This is a genomic window from Bordetella tumbae, from assembly GCF_054780995.1.
In genome coordinates this window covers 357,953-377,882 of sequence record NZ_BAAGVG010000015.1, presented here as the reverse complement: position 1 = coordinate 377,882, position 19,930 = coordinate 357,953, and the positions used below count along the sequence as shown (strand labels likewise).

The window sequence follows — 19,930 nt, the reverse complement described above, 5'->3', positions numbered from 1 at the left end:
GCTAGTTCTCCTGTGTGAGATCGGGCCGCGGCCTCCAGGCCGACGCTGGGTCCAAGTGTAACTGGCCCCAGCATGACACCCGCGCTAGGCCCCACCCGCATCGGGGGCATAGCCGGGTTTGTTGCTTTACAAAATTTTCAGGTATAATGCTTGGCTTTGCTGCTCTACGTTCATCGGCGCGAGACCATGGTGCCGATCGATAAATAACCCGTATAGCACCGCCGGAGAGGTGGCAGAGTGGTCGAATGCGCCGGACTCGAAATCCGGTATACGTTTAGGCGTATCGTGGGTTCGAATCCCACCCTCTCCGCCAGGCACCCATTGCCTGGAATACGATCGGGCCCCGCAAGGGGCCTTTTGTTTTGCTTAGAAAAACTGCTAGTGCTAGAGACGCCGCATGCATTGATTGAACCAGCCGCTTCGTCAGTCTGCCTTCGACGCGGCCGGTCGATATGCCGCCATAACGGTGATGATCGCTGCGATAACATTTAATACAACGCTGGCAGTGATCGGAATCAAATAGCTCTGGCTGACATCGTAGGCGAAGCCAGCGGCGCTCGGCCCGATGAGTGCGCCTACGGCGACGCTGGTATATAGAACGCCAATGATGCGGCCGGCTTGGCGCCCGCCGAACATGTCGGCCACCACTGCCGGCAGGATCGCAACCCACCCCCCATAAAACAGGCCGAAAGCGATCGCGAACAAAGCGAGCGGATAGACGGACGAGCTGACAGCCCATATCGCAAAAGAAGCGGCCATGCCGATATACATGGCCACCAGAAATCGCTCTCTACCCATCTTGTCGGCAATGCCGCCGAGAAAGAAACGGCCTGCCGTGCTGCCGATGCCGATAGCGCCAAGCAGCCACACCGCAGTTGCTGCGGAAGCATCGTGGTCGATCGCGTAAGGCGCCAGATGGACGAAAGGGACAAATACACCAAGCGCGCCAATGAGCGATGCGAGATACAACTCAATGAAACGTCGCGTTCGGACGGCTTGCCCCACGGACAGGCCCGATTGCGGGGCATGGGCTTGCGACGCAGGAGTACTATGCGCGCCGTCTGGCTGCAGCCCGCGTTTAGCCGGATCGTCTTCCATCAGCAAGGCCGCCAGAATGCCGAGGATAATGGTAATGATGCCGAGCGTCGTGTAAGCGCTGCGCCATCCAATGTGCGAGATCAGCCATGTCGCAAATGGCGGCAATAGAAGGGTTCCGACGCCGATGCCGCTGACCGCAAGTCCGGAAGCAAAACCGCGACGAATGACAAACCATCGCTGCACTGCACCGAGTGCAGGCACATAGGCACTACCAATGCCAAAACCAATGCCGACGCTATAGGCTGCATATACTTGCATAATGGATTGAGCCCGTCCGGCCAGAATAAGCCCCGACCCGACGAGGATCATCCCGGCCGCGGAAAGCACCTTTACGCCATACCGGTCTGCGAGCGGGGCGGACACAATACCAAGCGCAAAATAGAGAAACCCCGCCAGCGAGAAAACCAAAGATACTGACCCGCGCGACGCACCGAACTCATGCTGAAACGACTCAAAGAACGAACTGAACGTGTAGGCGCTTCCGAAGCCAACGAAGGTTATGACAAAGGCCGCCGCGACAACGAGCCAGCCATAGAAAATGCCGAAAGGCGGCTTTTTGAAGGTCATCTCTTACGCCCATGAGCCGGATAGCGCAGCATTTTCGCGCAACGAAACAGGGCGATGCCCCAGTCAATCACGCTCATCCCGCTACTCCTGGAGTCTGAGATCCTATCCGCCGCCCATCAAGATCGGGGTGGCGGCGATGCCAATTCGTTATGCGCTGAAATGCCGACCCGAGGCTAAAAAGAGAAGCCTCATCGAATGAGGCCGCGATCAATTGCAGGCCGATTGGCCCCCCTTCCGTCGAGAATCCCCCAGGAAATGCGAGTGCCGGATGTCCGCTCATATCGAAGGGGCAGGTATAGCGCTGCAACTTCGCAATCAGTTCCGGCTGCTCTCCGAGCGTCGCGATTGTGCTTAATGCAAGGGGAGCAAACGGATGGATGGGAGTCAGGATAGCATCGATCGACGAGAACAAAGTTTCGACCTGCCCACGGAAAATCGCCCGGCGGAGCAATATCCGTTGATATTCCATCCCCGAAACTACCATCCCATTCTCAATGACCGATGACAGAATAGAGCCGTACTGCTCCTTGTGAAGCGGATAGGTCGCTTGATGCGCAACAGCTGCCTCGACAGCGCAGTTCAGCGTCCAATCGGGCACGATCTGGCGAACATCAGGAAACGACACGTCCACAATCTCGACACCAAGGTCAGAGAAGACGGCGCGGGCTTCGGTCAATGCGGTCTGCACCTGGGAATCAACGTCTTCGCTATTCCAACGCCGGTCGATACCGATCCGCCTGCCGCGTACATCGACGATCGTATCGGCGATGTAGTCGCCCACCGGACGACGGGTTGCCGTCGGATCATCCCGATCGTGCCCAGCTATTACTCTGAGGATAGCCGCGACATCAGCGACGCTCCGAGCGATCGGGCCGATATGATCCAGCGAAGGCGCGAGGTCGAATGTTCCATAGCGACTGACGCGACCCCAGGTTGGCTTGAGGCCGCTCACTCCATTAGCGGCCGAAGGCCAGCGAATGGACCCACCGGTATCGGAGGCAATCGACCCAAAACACAAGCCGGCTGCGGCCGCGACAGCCGAGCCGCTAGAAGAAATGCCCGCCCAATAGTCATCATTCCACGGGTTGCGCACCGGAGGTATCGAAGGATGGTAGTCAGAATACGCTCCCTCGGTAAGCTGCGTTTTACCGATCAGCACCGCCCCCGCTTCTTTCAGCTTTCGAACAACGGTCGCGTCTCGAGTTGGAACAAAATCCTTATAGATCGCAGTCCCAGCCGCAGTAGCGGCGCCCTCGGCCCAACAGAGGTCCTTCACCGCGATGGGAACACCGTGGAGCGGCCCTCGATGAATGCCTGCCGCAATTTCCCGATCTGCCGTCTCCGCTTGACGGATTGCGCTGTCGCCCAAGAGCCGCGCATACGCCTTCAATCCACCGTCTATCCGTTGAATGCGCGCCAGGAGCCCTGTGGTGACCTCCACAGAGGTAAGCGCTCGCTGGGCGATAAGCCCACCCACATCGATCAGATCACGGAATTCCACCTCGAATGACATTCGTCTTAGCCCTTTTTACCGAGCGCACACATCGAGCAGCGCCCATATGATTTAGAAAACTTGAATATCTTCTCACCCGCCACAACGTTGACGTGCAATAAATATGGAGATTAATCTGTCGTTATCACACTCTACAAACCAGAATAATTAATTCTCTTGAGATAGATTTTCTAATTCATGGCTCGCCGACTTCCCCCTCTTAATGCTCTCAAAGCGTTCGAGGCCACTGCCCGTCATCTATCGGTCAAGCTCGCCGCAGAAGAGTTGTGCGTGACGCCGGGAGCAGTCAGCCAGATGCTCAAGATTCTGGAGGAAAATCTGGGAGTGAAACTGTTCGATCGGGTGACGCGGGGAATCTATTTGACCGACGCCGGCCGCGACTACCTGCCTGCCATACGCAACGCGTTTCGTCAGATCACGGAGGCATCCGAGCGGATTGCGGCCCAGACCGAGTCTGGCCTGCTCACCGTTAGCGTCACGCCCTTCTTCGCGTCCGCCTGGTTGGTCCCCCGATTAGCGTCCTTTCGTGAAGCGCAGCCTGACATTGATCTTCAGATTGTCACGAGCAATGCACTCGTCGATTTTTCTCACTCGGACGTGGATGTTGCGATTCGACATGGGATGGGCCGTTATCCTGGCCTGCGCAGCGATCGTGTCGTGACGGTAGAGATGATCGCGGCGGCGACGCCTGATCTGGTAGAAAAATTGGGAGCCCCGACTCACCCGTCTGATCTTGCACACTGGCCGCAGGTTCACGATGCCGAACGAAAAGGTTGGAGCTTGTGGTTTGACGTGCACAACGTCGCTGAACGAATAGCGGTGCGCGGTCCGTCCTTCGACGACAGCGGACTTATGCTCAAGGCGGTGCTTGCCGGTCAAGGCGCAGGACTTTTGCCAGCAGCCCTGGTCGAGGACGAACTGGCGAATGGGAAATTGATCCAGTTGCTTCCCGCCACGAACATGGAGGGGTTCGCTTACTATCTCGTCTGTCCCGACAACAGACAGCACGTGAGGAAGATTGCCGCCTTTCGCGATTGGATACTGAGCGCGCAAGACCGTCCTCGCGCATCATTCAGCAATCATGCGGCGCCTTCACCTCAACGCTAGTTTTTTACCAGCATGGATCTGCGGCGCACGTCATTTCACACGGCATCGTGCTTCCGGGTCAGATCAGTCACCTACTCTCCATTGATCACCTTGTTCATATACTGTGCAGGACGACCCATAAAGTCTTTGAACGAAGCGATATCGCCGTATTCCTGGTGCTCGACATCCCAATAACCGATGCGCTGGGATTTCGGATTCCATACAAGTAGAGTGTTCGAATAATCGCCCGATTCGCGACTTAATCGCAGCATCGTCTTGCGACCGGCCTTAATCGGCACCGTGTCCGTCAGCCCAAAAAACTCGACGAAACCGACGTCGCAGCCCGGCAAGTCGATGCGTCGTCGTTCGCTTTGCAAGAAATCCACCAGTTCCTGCGGCAGCTTGTACGGCTTTAATTCGTATAGCTTGTTGATCACGCTGTGTAACAGGGAGATGCGCTATCTTTTTGCCATACAACGCTTGTTGATAGGCATCGCCACCGACTTTCTTTCGAGCATGGACATCAGCGCCGTGCTGTACGAGATAGCGCATCATGTCCGGGTTTGCGTATCGAGCGGCGATCGGAAAAGCAGGCGCATCGGCTCGATTCAAATTGGCTCTGTGTTCGACCAGCCAATGCACAGAAGCACTGGCATGCACCGCGAGCGCCAGCACCAGCGGAATCTCTTGTGTGTACTCGCTCAACTCGATCTCGGCTTCGATATTCAACCCCCTCGCCAAGGCAGCATCGAGCGCAGCAATGTCGCTCTCGATTAGCGCCGTCACGAGAGGAGGCACTGTTTCAAAGCTGCCGAAGTCAGCGATCTTCACCCCGACATTCTTTTCCAAATAGATGGCCACGTCGACTACACCTCGGTAACTACGACTAGGCGGCCTGCACCGCCTTCGGCAAACTACTGCTGCCGATTACGAGGTCCCCAACCTCAAGGGGCAGGTTTCCAAACAAACAAGGATCGAGAAATGGCACTTGTTTACCGTATAGCCTCACTATACAATGAATCATAAATGATCAAGACCTTCCGTCATAAGGGAATTCAAGCCTTCTTTGAGAACGGCTCCAAAGCCAAGATCAAGGCGACTCATACCGGAAAACTTCGACTTCAACTCGCCGCACTTCACAGTGCAGCCTCTGTTGCAGACTTGGCCACCCCCGTAAATTGGAGACTGCACCAACTGAAAGGGCAGAACCCCAAGGGCCAGAACGTCGAGGGTCATTATGCATTTGATGTCACAGGGAATTGGCGCCTGACTTTCTTCTTTGAAGGTGTCGATGTTGTTCTTGTTGATTATCTTGACTATCACTAGGAGTGCCGCCATGCGAATGTTCAACCCGCCTCATCCGGGTGAGGTGTTGCGCGAATACCTCGGTGATCTGAGTGTCACCGATGCGGCGGCCCACCTGCAGATCACTCGTGCGGCGCTTTCGCGTATTCTCAATGGCCATGCTGCGATCAGTGCAGACATGGCGTTGCGCTTATCCCAGGCCCTGGGGACAAGCGCCGAGTTGTGGCTTGGCATGCAGGCCCAGTATGACCTCTGGCAGGCCAAACATGCCGCACGCTATGTCAAAATCGCTCGCCTCAGAACGACCGCCAAAAGGCCAGCGGCTCAGGGCAGCCTATTGACTGCTTAATGATGGCAATGCTCTGGGATAACTCACAGCCCAGCATTGCTCAACGAAACCGACCCTGCTAAATACAACCTGATCACGATTGCGCCGCGAGCGCATATCGTTCGTCCCCACTATGCCCACTCGCCTCGCCACTATCTTCCTGCCACTCGCCTTAATAACTCTGCCAGCGCACGCCCATGACTTTACCGAATGGCGCACCGGCGACCTGGTGTTCCAGGACTCCGCAGGGCCGCAGTCCGCTGCGATCCGCACCGCCACAAAAAGCCGCTACACCCACATGGGCATTGTTCGGCTGACTCCATCCGGCCCCGTGGTCATCGAAGCGGCACGCACGGTCGGCGAGACCCCACTGACCAAATTCCTGGCTCGCGGCCAACAGGGCCAGTATGCCGTCTATCGGCTGAACACAGCTACGCCTGACCGTATCAAGACAGCGCTTGCCGAAGCCTCTCGTTATACGGACCGCCCCTACGATATTTTCTTTCGTCTCAAACCAGACGCCATTTATTGCAGCGAGCTGCCCTATTACGCGTTCAAGGCAGCGGGGATTACGCTCGGCAAGACGGAGCGCTTCGGCACACTCGCCGTAAACAATCCGGCAGTGCGGGCGTTGTTCTTGGCCCGCTGGGAAAAGCACCCAGACTGTCAGGAGACCGACCAGACCGGATGCTGGCAGCGGATTCAAGAGCAGTTGCTGGTCACGCCAGCCAGTATCGCGGCCGATCCGCAAGTCACGCGGGTATTCAACAATTTCCGGCAAGAATGACCCTGTCCTTAGCACATGCGTGCCTCAGACCGCCCTTCGTTCAAAGCGCTGAGCGAATAACACGCGCCATATCTGACATCGTCCCCCACTAAAACATAACAGATATTTTTTGATATTTATTGTGTTAAAAAGTAGTTAGAGAATTAGTTTTCTGCATACCTTTTGATCAGATTTGCGAAATTTTCACCGGATTTGGCTGAAACTGACTTGAATCTGGAATCAAGCTAATTCTTAGCCTATTTAAATTTCAATATATATCAAAATGACACAACCACCAGATATCGAAAGTTCCTCCTTGCGCGAGATCGGGGATGTGAATCTCAACTATTTGGTCCTCGTGCAACGCCTGCTACGAGAAGACTTTGCAGTAGGGCTGTACCGCACCGGTCTCAGCGAGGAAACGGGCCGCATTTTTCTGCAGCTTTCTTTTCAGCAAACGGTGGCGCTTGCATCTTCAACGACGCTGCTGTGCGGCTTCCGTCTGGATGATGCGTCGATGCTGGCCGCGCTGACGCATTCCGGTTTGAGTGACTCGCTACAGCAAGCCCGCATGACGATGGCCATGGCCAAAGCCCCTGCGATCAAACTCCAGGCAGTAGCAGCGCACACCGGGAGTATCTGAGATGGCTAAAGCGACAATCCAGTCAGTGGCTGACTGGAAACCTGCCCCGCAGAAGAGCGTGAGCAAAGAAGGGAAAGACATCGCCCTGGCCACTACCATGATCGGACTGGGCGCGCGGCTGCAGGTACTGGAAAACGAGACTAACCTGAGTTATGACCGGCTATCTCGCCTCTACCGCGAAATACACGGCTGCTCACCGCCTAAGGGCATGCTGCCTTTTTCTCTGGATTGGTTTATTACGTGGCGCAATAACATCCACTCCTCGATCTTCTACAACATCTTCAAATTTCTCGATCAACATACGCCCGCCCGCGGTGTGTCGGCGCTGATCAGCGCCTATAACCTCTATCTGGAGCATGACGAGGTCCACAGAAACGGAGAACCTGTACTCAGTTTCACGCGCGCCTGGATTTTGTTGCGGTTCATGCAGAGCGACATGCTGCAGATGAGCCGCTGTACGTATTGCAGCATCGAATTTGTGACGCACTCGCACATCATTGCCAGCAAGTATCTGTGCCCCGTGTGCAAACCACCCGCCCGAATTGTCGGCATGCTGGGTAAACAAGAAAACCGGTTCGGAAGCTTTATTTCGAACGCTATGCCGGCGGCCTCCGGGCGCTATTGACTGAATTTCTCCAGTAATCCCAATAGCAAGGGGCGAATGTTCTGCAGTTGCTCTTGGTGCACCGCCGCCAGGGATTCCAGGGTACGCTCTGCCAATGGCGTCAGGTGCAGCAGCGCACGGCGGCCGTCCCTGGGGTCCGCGTGGCGGGTGATCATACCCATGTGCACCAACCGGGTGACGAGTTCGGCGGCGGTGTGGGATTTGATGCAGAGGCGCTGGGATAGCTCGGTCACGGTCGGAGCCACCGTTTGGCCTTTGATCGCCAACAGCGCCTGATGCTGCTGGGGCGCCAGGCCGTGGGCTTGAGCCTCTGACTCGCTAAAGAGCGCGAAGCGGCGCAATTCGTAACGGAAATCGGCCAACATGGCGAAATCCGACGACCGCAGCGCAGGGTGCTGTTCAAATGCGTGAGAGGCGAGAGTATCCATAGCACTGACGATGGTACGCACGCTACGCTGCTTATGGTCATTACGGAATCATTAAGGATTCGCAATGTTATCGACTACGCTCTGCGCCCCCTGGGACATGCCGTCACGTACGTTAGAATGCGCCGCTACAGCTCTTTCCGTGATTAAGGGGGAACCATGTGGCGCTGCCTGATCGTCGAAGACGACGCCGATAATGCCCGCTATATCGCCAATGGACTGAAGGAACTAGGCTACGACCCGGTCATCTGCATGGACGGTCCGACCGCGCTGCAACGCGCTACCGCGGAAAATTGGGATGCCATCATTCTGGACCGCATGTTGCCTAATGATGTCGATGGGCTGTCGATTTTGTGGTCCCTGCGGGCATTGGGCAAGAAAACGCCGGTGCTGGTGCTCAGCGCGCTGACGGCCCTCGATGAACGGGTCCGGGGACTGAAAGCCGGCGGCGACGACTATCTGACGAAACCGTTTGCCTTTCCGGAGTTGGCGGCGCGTGTTGAGGCGCTGATACGCCGATCATCACCTCAATATGAACAGCGTCAACTGACCGTCGCGGATTTGTCTCTGGATCTGGTCAGCGGACGTGTGACGCGAGGTGGCCGCCAGATCACCTTGCAGCCGCGCGAATACAAGCTGCTGGCCTACATGATGAACAATGTCGGCCAGGTGCTGACTCGCACCATGCTGTTGGCCACCGTCTGGGGCTATCGCTATGACCCCCAGACCAACGTCATTGACGTGCACATCAGCCGGCTGCGGCAAAAAATCGATGGCGACACGGATGCGCCATTGATTCATACGGTGCGCGGCGTGGGTTATCGATTGTCCGCGCAGCCCCACATCGAGGGCGACGGCAAACAGGACCCAGCGTGATTCGCCGCCTGGGACAGATGCTGGGCGCCATCTGGAGCTCGGTTGCATTTCGCCTGACGCTGAACTACAGCATCCTGGCGTTGTTGACGTCATTGCTGTCCCTGATGTTTGTGTATTACCAGAGCGTAAAAATCCTGGAAGCGCAGTTCTCGCGCCAAGTCCAGATCACAGCCCAGCGCCTGAACGCGCATTTCGAGCAAGGCGGGCTGCCCGCTCTGGCGCGCGAGATATCGCTGGAAATGGCCGATCACGTCAACAGCGACACAGAGATGTTCATGCTGCTGGATCCGGTCGGCCGCATGCTGGTAGGCAATATCGCCTGGGACCCCAGCGATGCTCCGCTCAATGGCAGCGGGGTGATGCGCTCGGTACTGCTGCGAGGAGAACCGGCGCACGGCTATCTGGTGGCGCGCAGGCTGCGCGATGGCTCGATCCTGATCATCGGGCACGATTTGCGCGATCTCTATGAACTGACCGACGTGATTCAAAAGGTCAGCCTGGCGGCAACGGGGGTGATCGCTCTGCTCGTCTTGCTGGGCGCCGCGCTGTTTCGCCGGGTCTTGCAGCGCCGTGTCGAGGTGATTCGCCATACGGCCGCCCAGTTTGGCGCGGGCCAGTGGGGCCAGCGCATCCCGGAGCATCCCAAACAGGACGAGTTTGCGCTGCTGTCCAGCGACATCAACGGCATGCTGGATCGCATCGAACGGCTCATGCACGGGGTACGCAATGTTTCTGACGCCGTGGCGCATCAGTTGCGCACGCCTCTGACGCGTATGCAGGTCCGGTTACGCACTATCGACTGGAACACGGCCACGCGGCAAGAAATCCGAGCGAATGTCGACCGCCTGTCGGCGGAGCTGGACGACCTCGTCAAAATCTCGGAAAAATTGCTCCAGATCGCCGAACTGGAGTCAGGCGCACGGCGCAAACATTTCGAACCAGTACGCCTGGATGTCATCGCGGCAGACGTGGCCGACTTGTACGAAGCGGTGGCCGAGGAGCAAGACGCCCGGCTCACGCTGCAAGCCAGCGGCCCCGCCCCCCTGCGTGGCGACCCGGATTTGCTGGCGGGCGCGCTGGTGACCTTGGTGGACAATGCCCTGAAATACGCGGGCCATGGCGCACGCATCCACATCGAGGTCGCACAGACCGCTCACCACACCACACTGACCGTCACCGACAATGGCCCAGGCATTCCTGCCGACAAGATTCACCGGATTGGCGAGCGCTTTTACCGCGCACATCAGCATGTCCCGGGTTACGGACTAGGGCTGGCGACCGTCATGGCGATTGCGCGCTTGCATGCCGGCCAGATGACGCTCCACAATGCCGAACCAGGGCTATGTGTGCAGTTGCAGTTTCCCCAGGGGGCGGACGCTAAACCGGCGCCGGCCAAACACCAGCCCGTCTCTGGAGACATCGCTTGATACTGGACTTTCTGAAGCTGGTGGGACTGGGACTGTTCACGCTGCTGCCCGTTGCCAACCCCTTGACCAGCGTCACCCTATTGCTGGCGCTGAGCCGGGGTTATCCCCGCGAGGAACGCAACCGTCAAGTCGATCGGGCCACGTTTTACGTGGCGGGCATCATTTTGGTGTGCTTTTATGCCGGTAACGCAATCATGACGGGCTTCGGAATCTCGATTCCTGGCCTGCGTATCGCGGGGGGCTTGATTGTGGCTTATATCGGTTTTGGCATGTTGTTTCCCGATATCAGCCAGACCGAGGCAGCGGTCCAGATCGACATGGCGCCAGATGAACCTGCTGTCCGTATCGACACGCCCCATGGGCCGCATCGGCCACCTGTGCGCGACATTTCGTTTATTCCTCTGGCGCTGCCGGGGACTGCAGGACCCGGCACGATTGCCTTGATCATCAGCAGTGCCTCGACGATGCACAGCGAAGGCGGCTTGAAAATCAGCGAGCACTTGGCGGTCATTGTCGTCGCAGCACTCGTAGCTGCGATTTTCTGGATTTGCCTGCGCAGCGCAGAGCGCATCAATCGCGCTCTGGGTCAATCGGGCATCGATGCCATATCGCGCGTCATGGGCTTTCTGCTGATCTGCATGGGCGTGCAGTTCGGCATCAATGGCGTTTTCGAATTAATTGGAAAGCCCGTGCCGGCGTAGGCAGATACTGCACTGCTCCCCGATTACAAGACGGGAGGCTCGATCCAGAAAAACCGTTCACCTTGCTGGATCATGTCGGCAACGCCCTGGGCTTGCAGTCTATAGTCCGTTCCCATCAAGGTCGCCCCTCCGTCATCATGAATATGAATGACAGCCAGGGGATCGCTCTCCATGGTGTACCAGTAATAGCCAGGCTTAAGATCGTGGGTTTTCGTTTCCATGAGTCCAGTATATCGACAAACCTTGGTGTTTAAATGTAACGACAGCGTCTGAGCGCCAGTGTACCAAGGAAATTTCAGTCAATTACAGAGGGCAGTCCTGCCCTGTTGAGCGCATGTCAGCCATCGCGCTGCAGCGCATCAATTTGGCGGCCGGACAAAACCGGCCTGTAGCGGATTGTCGCTATTGCAGCACGTTCGCTCACGTTCTGAATGAGGAAAAACCCGAAAATAGAGCCGTCCTATCAACTCGGCTGCTTCGGGCAGCAAGGCAGGTGCATATGAAGAAGTGGTTTATTGCCGGTATCAGCGCTGCGGGGCTGCTGATGTCGAGCGCCGCCATGGCACGCGTCGATATTGGCGTCTCTATTGGTTTGCCGGGCATCATTTACCCTGCGCCAGTGTATGTAGCGCCACAACCGGTCTATGTCGAGCCCCGGCCCGTGTATTACGGTCCGCCGCCCGTGGTTTACCGCGAGCCGCGTTATGTTCGCCCAGCGCCCGTTTATTACTATGGTGACGGCCCACGCCACTGGAGAGGCGGAAAGCACGGACACAAGTGGAAGGGCCACGGACGAGGCCATCATCGTCATTACGATGACTAATCCTGCGCGACATCACGCAAGTTAACCTGGGGCGGCATAGCAATGCCGCCCTTTTTTATATTTATATTGAGCAACCGGTCCTGGTGAAACAAAAGCCATTCGGCTACACGGGCCGGGATTCCTGCTCAATTGGCCGATTGATCACCGGCGGGCACCGCAGGCTTGCTGGGCAAACGCCGCGGGGTGCTGGGCGCACGCCACCAGCCGTTATGCGGACGTGTGCGCGAACTCTGGTTCACCATTGAATCTCACTCCATTGATGTCTTCGAAAACCTGCAGGCTGCCCTGCTCGGCTTCGGTGCGGGTTGAGAACGGCGACTGACCCGGCACGGGCCAGCTTTTCTCAGGAGCGGTGCCGCCAACGCGACGCGTCCAGACTCGTACCTTGAAGCCTGACTCATCGTCTTCAATAACATCGCAACGCACCCGAAAATCACCGATCATCCTCGAACTCATCTCTATCTACCCCCTTGATCATTGACAGCAAATTCCCGTTTGAACGGGCGGTGCATATTGTGCCTTAAAGATGCGGCCCTATTTTACGCACACACATTTGCTGACATCAAAGATTAGAGAATGAGTTGAAGGATACTCAGGCAACAAGACAGAAATGTGGCAATTGGCCGGAAAATTTACGCGGCCGCCACGCGCGCAACTAGATTGCGATGTGGGTGGGCCGGATGACGGAAGACTCGGCTGAGAGCGAGTTCAGCGGCAGACCCAGGTTGTCCAGATAGCTATCGTGAACCAATTGCGCAGGCGTCACGACGCCGCGCAGCGCGCCCAGGCCATCAATCACGGGCACACAGTGCGCGGGGGAGTTCAGGACTTTCGGCGCGGCAACAGACAACAGGGTCTGGGGCGTCACCGTCGGTGCGTCGGTGGACAACACCTCACGCAACGGCGTTCCCAGCCCGGCGGCCCCAGGCCAAAGCGCCCAGCCGCCCCGGCCTGACGAACGTGCCCTCAATAGCAGGTCGACTAGTGTCACCATTCCCTGATAACGCCCTGCGCCGTCGGCCACCGGCAGCCCTGGAACGCCGAGACGCTTCAGTACCTTCCATGCTTGGCGCATGGTGGTTGTTGGCCGCAAAGTCGCCACGGCAGGCACCATCACATCACTGCAACGTACGCTTTTGGTACGGCGCTCGTGAGCGCGGGAGACGGCCTCGCGCAGCACCAAGTAAATATCCTCGGAATCGACCGAGAGCAACTCGTCCCGCTCGTCCAGGATTTTCTCGATATCCTGGCGCATGAACCCTGCCCACTCGTCCTCTACGGCAGCCTCATCGTCCTTGCGAGACAACACGTGCGGGTAATGATGTCGAGTAATCCCGTGGTAGAAGAGCGCACAGATCAAGATGACGCACGAATTCAGCAGCACCGGTTCGAGCACAAAGGCATATCCTGCCGCATGCACTGCACTGTCGCCCAGCACAGCCGTCAATGCGACGGCGCCTGACGGCGGATGCACACAACGCAACAAGAACATGAGTGCGATAGACACCGCGACAGCCACCGATGCCGCCATCAGAGGGTCTGGCAACCATTTCGCAGCGGTGACGCCAACCAGAGCCGCTACCAGATTACCGCCGATCAACGACCAAGGCTGCGCCAAGGGGCTGGACGGCACCGCAAACAACAGGACGGCCGAGGCCCCCATGGGCGCGATCAAGAGGAAATGCTGCCCTGAATGACCGAACGCGCTCGACAACACCCCGGTGACAGTCAACCCCAGCAAGGCCCCCACGCAAGCCCGGATACGCTCTCGCCCATGAACGTGTAATGGCTGAGGCCAGAAACGCATCAACCAGGAATAAAGCGAAGTTTTTATCGCAACCATGACCCAAGGTCACATCAAGGCTGCAAAATCGTCAAACCACCCATGTAGGGTTGCAGGACCTTCGGCACGACGATGCTGCCATCGGCCTGCTGGTGATTTTCCAGCACGGCGACCAGGGCGCGGCCCACCGCCAGGCCGGAGCCGTTGAGCGTGTGCAGGTACTCGGGCTTGCCTTGGCCGACGCGGAAACGCGCTTGCATGCGGCGCGCCTGGAAGGTTTCGCAGTTCGAGACCGAGGAAATTTCACGCCAGGTGTTTTGAGCGGGCAGCCAGACTTCGAGGTCAAAGGTCTTTGCCGCGCCAAAGCCCATGTCACCCGTGCACAACAGCACGACGCGATACGGCAGCTCGAGCAATTGCAGCACATGCTCGGCATGCCCCACCATCTCGTCCAATGCCTCGTACGACGTATCGGGATGCGTGATCTGCACCATTTCGACTTTATCGAACTGATGCTGGCGGATCATGCCGCGGGTGTCGCGGCCACCGCTGCCCGCCTCGGAACGAAAACACGGGGTATGGGCGGTCAGGCGAATCGGCAGATCGGCGCCAGCGACAATCGTGTCGCGCACCGAGCTGGTCAGTGTGATTTCTGAGGTGGAAATCAGGTATTGGTCTTCGCGGGCGACCTCGTTGCCGCGATCGTCCATGACCTTGGGGTCATCGTCTTCGCCGCCTTTGGAGACAAAGAACATGTCGTCCTTGAACTTGGGCAGCTGGCCGGTGCCAAACAGCGTGGAGCTGTTCACGATGTACGGGGTATAGCACTCGGTGTAGCCGTGCTGCCCGGTCTGGAGGTCCAGCATGAACTGGGCCAAGGCGCGATGCAGGCGCGCGATCGGACCGCGCATGAACGAAAAACGGGCGCCGGAAAGCTTCGCCGCCAGATCGAAATCCAGGCCCAGCGGCTCGCCCAGCGCAACGTGATCTTTAGGCTCGAACGCCAGGGGCTGAGGATTGCCATCTGCCGCGGGCTGACCCGGCAGCCAACGGCGCACTTCGACGTTGTCGTCGGACGAGGCCCCGGTGGGCACGCTCGCGTGCGGCAAATTGGGAATCGACATCAGCCACTCATTGAGCGACTGCTGCACGGTGCCGAGATCTTCTTCGAGTTGCTTTAACTGCCCGGGAATCGCTTGCGACTCTGCCAGCACGGCCGAGGCATCCTGGCCTTGCGATTTGAGCTGACCGATCTGTTTGGCCAGCGCGTTGCGGCGTGCCTGCAAGGATTCCGTTTCCGTCTGGACGGCCTTGCGGCGAGACTCCAGCTCATTGAACCGTTGCGTGTCGAATTCGACGCCACGGGTTTTGAGGCGGTCTACGACGGTTTGCAGGTCTTTACGCAGCAGGATCGGGTCTAGCATGGGAGGCAGGAGTCAGGTTAATAAAATACGGTGGCATGGAGGCCACCGATACGGTTCCAAAGGTGCTTTGGAATCAGAAATGTCAATTTTGCGGCGAAGCGCTAAAGCCAATTCGCGGCAAACCTCTGGATTTTAGCCTTTTATTTCTTGCCGGCTTCTTCATCCAGCTTTCTCAGGAAAGCCAGCTTTTCGGCGATTTTGATTTCCAGGCCACGGGGAACCGGCCGATACCAGCGGGGTTCGCCGATGCCCTCAGGGAAATATGTTTCCCCGGCGGCATAGGCATTGGGCTCGTCATGGGCGTAGCGATAGGCGTGGCCATAGCCGAGTTCTTTCATGAGCTTGGTCGGTGCGTTGCGCAAATGCACCGGCACCTCGCGGCTCTTGTCCTGTTTTACAAAGGCCCTGGCCTGGTTGTAGGCGTTATAGCCCGCGTTGCTCTTGGCCGCGACGGCAAGATAAATCACAGCTTGCCCGAGCGCGAGCTCGCCCTCGGGGCTGCCCAGCCTCTCGTAGGTCAATGCAGCGTCATTGGCAATCTGCATGGCACGCGGGTCTGCCAGGCCGATGTCCTCCCACGCCATGCGCACGAGCCGACGAGAGAGATAACGCGGATCGCCTCCGCCATCGAGCATGCGGGACAGCCAGTACAAAGCCGCATCGGGGTTCGAGCCTCGCACGGATTTATGCAGAGCACTGATCTGGTCGTAGAACGCATCGCCGCCCTTGTCAAAGCGGCGCAAGTTCTGCGACAGCGAAATTTCCAGCCATTCCGCATCGATCTCGTCACGGCCCGCGGCCTGGGCCGACTCGGCCACGACTTCGACGGCGCTGATCAATCGTCGCGCATCTCCATCAGCCCACGCGGCCAATTGCTCGCGAGCGTCAGGCTGGATGCGAACCTGGTTTGAGGTATCACGCCCTTCGTTCAGCGCCTCGATAGCGCGGTCGATGAGCTGCTGCAATTCCTCGGCGTTGAGCGACTGCAGCACGTAAACGCGCGCGCGCGACAGCAGCGCCGAGTTCACCTCGAAAGACGGGTTTTCTGTCGTGGCACCAATAAAAGTGAACAGGCCGCTTTCCACATAGGGCAGAAACGCATCTTGCTGCGCCTTGTTGAACCGATGCACCTCATCGACAAACAAAATCGTGCGACGACCCTGCCCTTGGGCAATTTGCGCCGTGACGACCGCGTCGCGGATGTCCTTGACCCCGCCCAATACGGCAGAAATGGCAATGAATTGCGCATCAAAACCATCCGCCATCAAGCGCGCCAACGTGGTTTTACCCACCCCTGGCGGCCCCCAGAAAATCATGGAGTGCGGACGGCCGGATTCAAATGCCACGCGTAGCGGCTTGTCGGGCCCCAGCAAATGGGACTGCCCGACGACTTCGCTGAGCGTACGCGGCCGCAATCGCTCGGCCAGTGGAACATAAGGCCGGTGTGCGGGATCGGCAGCAAAGAGATCGTCGCTCATGACAACAGCGCTACGGCAGAATTACGGCAGGTTGCACGGCGCCCCAATCACATCTTGACCACGTCCACGCCCGCTGGCGGCACAAAGCGGAATTCGTTAGCGGGCAAGGACGGGTTGGATTGAATCTGAGATAGATCGACGCGAGTGGTTTGCCCAAACGAGTCCAGCAATTCGACTCGTGAAGGGAGGTTGTTTTGCAGACCGATGTCGACTTGTGCAAACCCTGCGTCGGCGTTGCGAGGTTTCGCACGCAGCCATTCCAGACCATCCCGAGCCGGCAAGGGCGTCACGTCAAACGCCTGCTCCAGATCGCCGGAGCCAAACAAAATGGCGGCTGGCGAAGTACCAATGGCCTGATCCACCTGGCGGGTCGTGACCTGGGCCAGGTCAGGATCGTATTGGAACAACTGCTGTCCGTCGGATATCACCAATTGCTCATAGGGCTGACTCACCGCCCATTTGAATTTACCCGGCCGCTGAAAGGCAAAGTCGCCGCTCTGCGCACGCTGCGCGCCGCCCTGTGGCCCCGTGGTGGTTTGCGTGAACTTGCCCGTCGCGCTGTTGACTTGCGAGACAAAGGCCTTGAGTTGCGTGCGCGCATCGGCGGCCAGCGCAGCCAAGGGGCTGAGCGACAACCAGGCGGCGGTAGTGGCCGTCGCAATGGCGACAGCCCAAGGACGACGAGAACCGAGCATCAGGCTTCCTCTTTGGACGGCACCAGGATTTCCCGGTTGCCGTTGGATTGCATTGGAGACACCATACCCGATTGCTCCATTTGCTCCAGTAACCGGGCCGCACGGTTGTAACCAATTCGCAGATGGCGCTGCACGAGCGAGATCGACGCACGGCGATGCTTCAGGACAACCTCGCATGCCTGGTCATACATCGGATCGCTTTCGGCGTCGTTCATACCCGTGACACTGCCCACGCCATCGCCCGTCTCACCCTCGAGAGCGCCCTCGAGCAAGCCCTCGATGTAGTTGGGCTCGCCTTGCCCCTTCAGGTGCTCGACCACGCGGTGAACCTCGTCGTCATGCACAAAGGCGCCGTGCACTCGCACCGGCAAACCTGTGCCGGGAGGCATGTACAACATATCGCCCTGCCCCAGCAGCGTTTCCGCGCCCATCTGATCCAGAATGGTGCGCGAGTCGATTTTGGACGACACCTGGAATGCGATACGCGTGGGAATGTTGGCCTTGATCAGACCCGTGATCACGTCCACGCTGGGACGCTGCGTCGCGAGAATCAAGTGAATGCCGGCCGCCCGGGCTTTTTGCGCCAGGCGAGCGATGAGTTCTTCGATCTTTTTACCCACCACCATCATCAGATCGGCCAACTCGTCGATGACCACCACAATCGTGGGCAGCGGCGAGAGCGGCTCGGGCTGATCCGGCGTCAGTGAGAACGGGTTAGGGATCGGGGCCTCACGCTTGATCGCGTCACGGATCTTGGTGTTGTAGCCGGCCAGGTTGCGCACGCCCATTTTGCTCATCAGGCGATAGCGTTTTTCCATTTCGCCTACGCACCAGTTCAGCGCGTTGGCGGCATGGCGCATGTCCGTGACCACCGGCGCGAGCAGATGCGGGATGCCCTCGTAGACGCTCATTTCAAGCATCTTGGGATCGATCAGGATCAGTCGCGTGTCGGCCGGGCCGGCCTTGTACAGCAGCGACAGGATCATGGCATTGATCCCGACCGACTTGCCCGAGCCTGTGGTACCGGCCACCAGCAAGTGAGGCATTTTGGCCAAATCGGCGACCACGGGATTACCGGCGATGTCTTTGCCCAAGGCCATCGTCACGACAGAATGGCTGGCGTGATAGGTTTGCGAGCCCAGGATTTCCGAGAGCTTGACCATCTGACGGCGCGGATTGGGGAGTTCCAACCCCATCAGGTTCTTGCCGGGAATGGTTTCCACCACACGGATACTGACCAGACTCAGCGCACGCGCCAGGTCTTTCGCCAGATTGACGATCTGGCTGCCTTTCACCCCGGTGGCGGGCTCAATTTCGTAACGAGTAATGACAGGCCCAGCCTGGGCGGCCACCACGGTGACGCTCACGCCAAAGTCGGCGAGCTTCTTTTCGATCAGGCGAGACGTGAACTCGATAGTCTCGGCCGACACCGTTTCCTGGTTCTGCGTAGGAGGATCCAGCAAACTGATCGCGGGCAGATCGCCCTCGCCTGACGGCGGAGCAAACAAAGTCTGCTGTTTTTCCTTTTCGACCCGATCCGAGCGCGGCACCACCGTGATCGCGGGCTCGATGCGCACGGGCTGTTCGTGCGTCAGTTTTTCGTGTTTGGCTTCGACCTGCTCGGTACGTACGGCCTTGGCGACCTCGCCGACCTTGCGGTCCTGGCGGGCGGTATAGGACTCGCGTATACGACGTATTACGCCCTCGAGCCAGGTGCCGACGCGCTCGGCCACATGCAGCCACGAGAATGAGAAAAACAGGCTCAGGCCAATCGCTATCAATACCAGCAGCGCCAGGGTCGCCCCCGTGAAACCGACGCCCTGCGCCAAGTTGCTGGCCAGCATCTGACCGATCACGCCGCCTGCACCGCTTTCACCGTCGGTACCGCCCGGCAAATGCATGCCCCAGCTATACAGCCGTAATGCCTCGATGCCGAGCGACCCGATCAATACCAGGAAAAATCCGACGCCTTCTTCCCAGTGGACACGCGGCAGGACTTCGGGCTGCTTGCCATCGGCGCGCAGTTGGCTGGCCAGGCGGCGATAGCCGGCCCGCACTCGATGCAACAGCAACACCACCCACCACCAGGCGGAATACCCGAACAAATACAACAAAATGTCCGACAGGTAGGCCCCAAAGGTGCCCCCTCGGTTGTGAATCGCACCATTGGTCACAGAATGCGACCATCCCGGGTCGGAGGGTGACCAGGTGGCCAGCACCAGTGTCAGCCAGGCGGCCAGGGCGGCGAACAAGATCCAGCGGGCCTCTCGCAGCAAAGCGGAAATACGCGTTTGCAGCGGCGAAGGGCCGTTACGGGTGTTGCGCGAGGCGCGCGGAGAAGCAGTTGAAATACGCGGCATAGGGCTC

At 58.4% G+C, this 19,930-nt stretch carries 21 protein-coding genes and 1 tRNA gene; 11 read left to right on the top strand and 11 right to left on the bottom strand.

Going from position 1 to position 19,930, the window contains the following annotated elements:
* The first annotated feature begins 223 nt into the window (after positions 1-223).
* Positions 224-313: transfer RNA gene (locus ACYVI2_RS14150), tRNA-Ser, on the top strand.
* Positions 314-423: 110 nt separating this feature from the next.
* On the opposite strand, the gene ACYVI2_RS14145 is transcribed toward ACYVI2_RS14150, so the two are convergent.
* Together ACYVI2_RS14145 and ACYVI2_RS14140 are read right to left on the bottom strand one after the other, a co-directional pair.
* Entirely contained in the window at positions 424-1,665 is a 1,242-nt protein-coding gene (locus ACYVI2_RS14145) for an MFS transporter (RefSeq protein ID WP_415821912.1), read from the bottom strand.
* 73 nt (positions 1,666-1,738) lie between these two features.
* A complete protein-coding gene (locus tag ACYVI2_RS14140) occupies positions 1,739-3,178 on the bottom strand; it encodes an amidase (RefSeq protein WP_415821913.1) in 1,440 nt (479 codons plus the stop codon).
* Between the two features lie 177 nt (positions 3,179-3,355).
* Between ACYVI2_RS14140 and gcvA the strand changes: the two genes are divergently transcribed.
* Entirely contained in the window at positions 3,356-4,285 is a 930-nt protein-coding gene (gcvA, locus tag ACYVI2_RS14135) for a transcriptional regulator GcvA (protein ID WP_415821914.1), read from the top strand.
* A gap of 267 nt (positions 4,286-4,552) precedes the next feature.
* Here gcvA and ACYVI2_RS14130 read toward each other — a convergent pair whose 3' ends face one another.
* Positions 4,553-5,125: a hypothetical protein gene (locus tag ACYVI2_RS14130; protein WP_415821915.1), complete on the bottom strand. Its 573-nt coding sequence runs from the start codon at positions 5,123-5,125 to the stop codon at positions 4,553-4,555.
* Between the two features lie 165 nt (positions 5,126-5,290).
* On the opposite strand from ACYVI2_RS14130, the gene ACYVI2_RS14125 reads away from it, so the two are divergent.
* From ACYVI2_RS14125 to flhC, 5 genes are all read left to right on the top strand, one after another.
* On the top strand, positions 5,291-5,590 hold the full coding sequence (locus tag ACYVI2_RS14125) for a type II toxin-antitoxin system RelE/ParE family toxin (RefSeq protein WP_415821916.1): 300 nt from the start codon (positions 5,291-5,293) through the stop codon (positions 5,588-5,590).
* Positions 5,591-5,600: 10 nt separating this feature from the next.
* Positions 5,601-5,918, top strand: coding sequence for a HigA family addiction module antitoxin (locus ACYVI2_RS14120; RefSeq protein WP_415821917.1), 318 nt, complete (start codon positions 5,601-5,603; stop codon positions 5,916-5,918).
* Positions 5,919-6,030: 112 nt separating this feature from the next.
* Entirely contained in the window at positions 6,031-6,684 is a 654-nt protein-coding gene (locus ACYVI2_RS14115; protein ID WP_415821918.1) for a YiiX/YebB-like N1pC/P60 family cysteine hydrolase, read from the top strand.
* Positions 6,685-6,946: 262 nt separating this feature from the next.
* The gene (flhD, locus tag ACYVI2_RS14110; RefSeq protein WP_415821919.1) at positions 6,947-7,306 is read left to right on the top strand and encodes a flagellar transcriptional regulator FlhD; all 360 of its coding nucleotides are present in this window, start codon (positions 6,947-6,949) and stop codon (positions 7,304-7,306) included.
* A 1-nt stretch (position 7,307) separates the two neighbouring features.
* The gene (flhC, locus tag ACYVI2_RS14105; protein ID WP_415821920.1) at positions 7,308-7,931 is read left to right on the top strand and encodes a flagellar transcriptional regulator FlhC; all 624 of its coding nucleotides are present in this window, start codon (positions 7,308-7,310) and stop codon (positions 7,929-7,931) included.
* On the opposite strand, the gene ACYVI2_RS14100 is transcribed toward flhC, so the two are convergent.
* The gene (locus ACYVI2_RS14100; protein ID WP_415821942.1) at positions 7,925-8,359 is read right to left on the bottom strand and encodes a MarR family transcriptional regulator; all 435 of its coding nucleotides are present in this window, start codon (positions 8,357-8,359) and stop codon (positions 7,925-7,927) included. The genes flhC and ACYVI2_RS14100 overlap by 7 nt on opposite strands.
* A gap of 156 nt (positions 8,360-8,515) precedes the next feature.
* On the opposite strand from ACYVI2_RS14100, the gene ACYVI2_RS14095 reads away from it, so the two are divergent.
* The 3 genes from ACYVI2_RS14095 to ACYVI2_RS14085 are packed head-to-tail and all read left to right on the top strand — an operon-like array spanning position 8,516 to position 11,360.
* Positions 8,516-9,232, top strand: a complete 717-nt coding sequence (locus ACYVI2_RS14095; RefSeq protein WP_415821921.1) for a response regulator transcription factor — start codon at positions 8,516-8,518, stop codon at positions 9,230-9,232.
* Positions 9,229-10,659, top strand: a complete 1,431-nt coding sequence (locus ACYVI2_RS14090) for a sensor histidine kinase (RefSeq protein WP_415821922.1) — start codon at positions 9,229-9,231, stop codon at positions 10,657-10,659. Before ACYVI2_RS14095 ends, ACYVI2_RS14090 begins: the two co-directional genes overlap by 4 nt.
* On the top strand, positions 10,656-11,360 hold the full coding sequence (locus ACYVI2_RS14085; protein WP_415821923.1) for a MarC family NAAT transporter: 705 nt from the start codon (positions 10,656-10,658) through the stop codon (positions 11,358-11,360). Before ACYVI2_RS14090 ends, ACYVI2_RS14085 begins: the two co-directional genes overlap by 4 nt.
* Before the next feature lie 23 nt (positions 11,361-11,383).
* Here the strand turns inward: ACYVI2_RS14085 and ACYVI2_RS14080 are convergent, their stop codons facing one another.
* Positions 11,384-11,581: a hypothetical protein gene (locus ACYVI2_RS14080; RefSeq protein WP_415807065.1), complete on the bottom strand. Its 198-nt coding sequence runs from the start codon at positions 11,579-11,581 to the stop codon at positions 11,384-11,386.
* Positions 11,582-11,859: 278 nt separating this feature from the next.
* Between ACYVI2_RS14080 and ACYVI2_RS14075 the strand changes: the two genes are divergently transcribed.
* Positions 11,860-12,183 carry a virulence factor gene (locus ACYVI2_RS14075; RefSeq protein WP_415821924.1) on the top strand — a complete coding sequence of 108 codons (324 nt, stop codon included), beginning with the start codon at positions 11,860-11,862 and terminating at the stop codon, positions 12,181-12,183.
* A gap of 207 nt (positions 12,184-12,390) precedes the next feature.
* Here ACYVI2_RS14075 and ACYVI2_RS14070 read toward each other — a convergent pair whose 3' ends face one another.
* The 6 genes from ACYVI2_RS14070 to ACYVI2_RS14045 form a co-directional block, all read right to left on the bottom strand.
* Complete coding sequence (locus tag ACYVI2_RS14070) at positions 12,391-12,639, bottom strand: hypothetical protein (protein ID WP_415821925.1); 249 nt, start codon at positions 12,637-12,639, stop codon at positions 12,391-12,393.
* Between the two features lie 199 nt (positions 12,640-12,838).
* Positions 12,839-14,026, bottom strand: a complete 1,188-nt coding sequence (locus ACYVI2_RS14065) for an HPP family protein (RefSeq protein WP_415821926.1) — start codon at positions 14,024-14,026, stop codon at positions 12,839-12,841.
* Between the two features lie 14 nt (positions 14,027-14,040).
* The gene (gene serS / locus ACYVI2_RS14060) at positions 14,041-15,390 is read right to left on the bottom strand and encodes a serine--tRNA ligase (protein ID WP_415821927.1); all 1,350 of its coding nucleotides are present in this window, start codon (positions 15,388-15,390) and stop codon (positions 14,041-14,043) included.
* 140 nt (positions 15,391-15,530) lie between these two features.
* Positions 15,531-16,868: a replication-associated recombination protein A gene (locus tag ACYVI2_RS14055; RefSeq protein ID WP_415821928.1), complete on the bottom strand. Its 1,338-nt coding sequence runs from the start codon at positions 16,866-16,868 to the stop codon at positions 15,531-15,533.
* 47 nt (positions 16,869-16,915) lie between these two features.
* A complete protein-coding gene (lolA, locus tag ACYVI2_RS14050; RefSeq protein WP_415821929.1) occupies positions 16,916-17,563 on the bottom strand; it encodes an outer membrane lipoprotein chaperone LolA in 648 nt (215 codons plus the stop codon).
* Positions 17,563-19,923: a DNA translocase FtsK gene (locus ACYVI2_RS14045; RefSeq protein WP_415821930.1), complete on the bottom strand. Its 2,361-nt coding sequence runs from the start codon at positions 19,921-19,923 to the stop codon at positions 17,563-17,565. Before ACYVI2_RS14045 ends, lolA begins: the two co-directional genes overlap by 1 nt.
* Positions 19,924-19,930 lie beyond the last annotated feature (7 nt).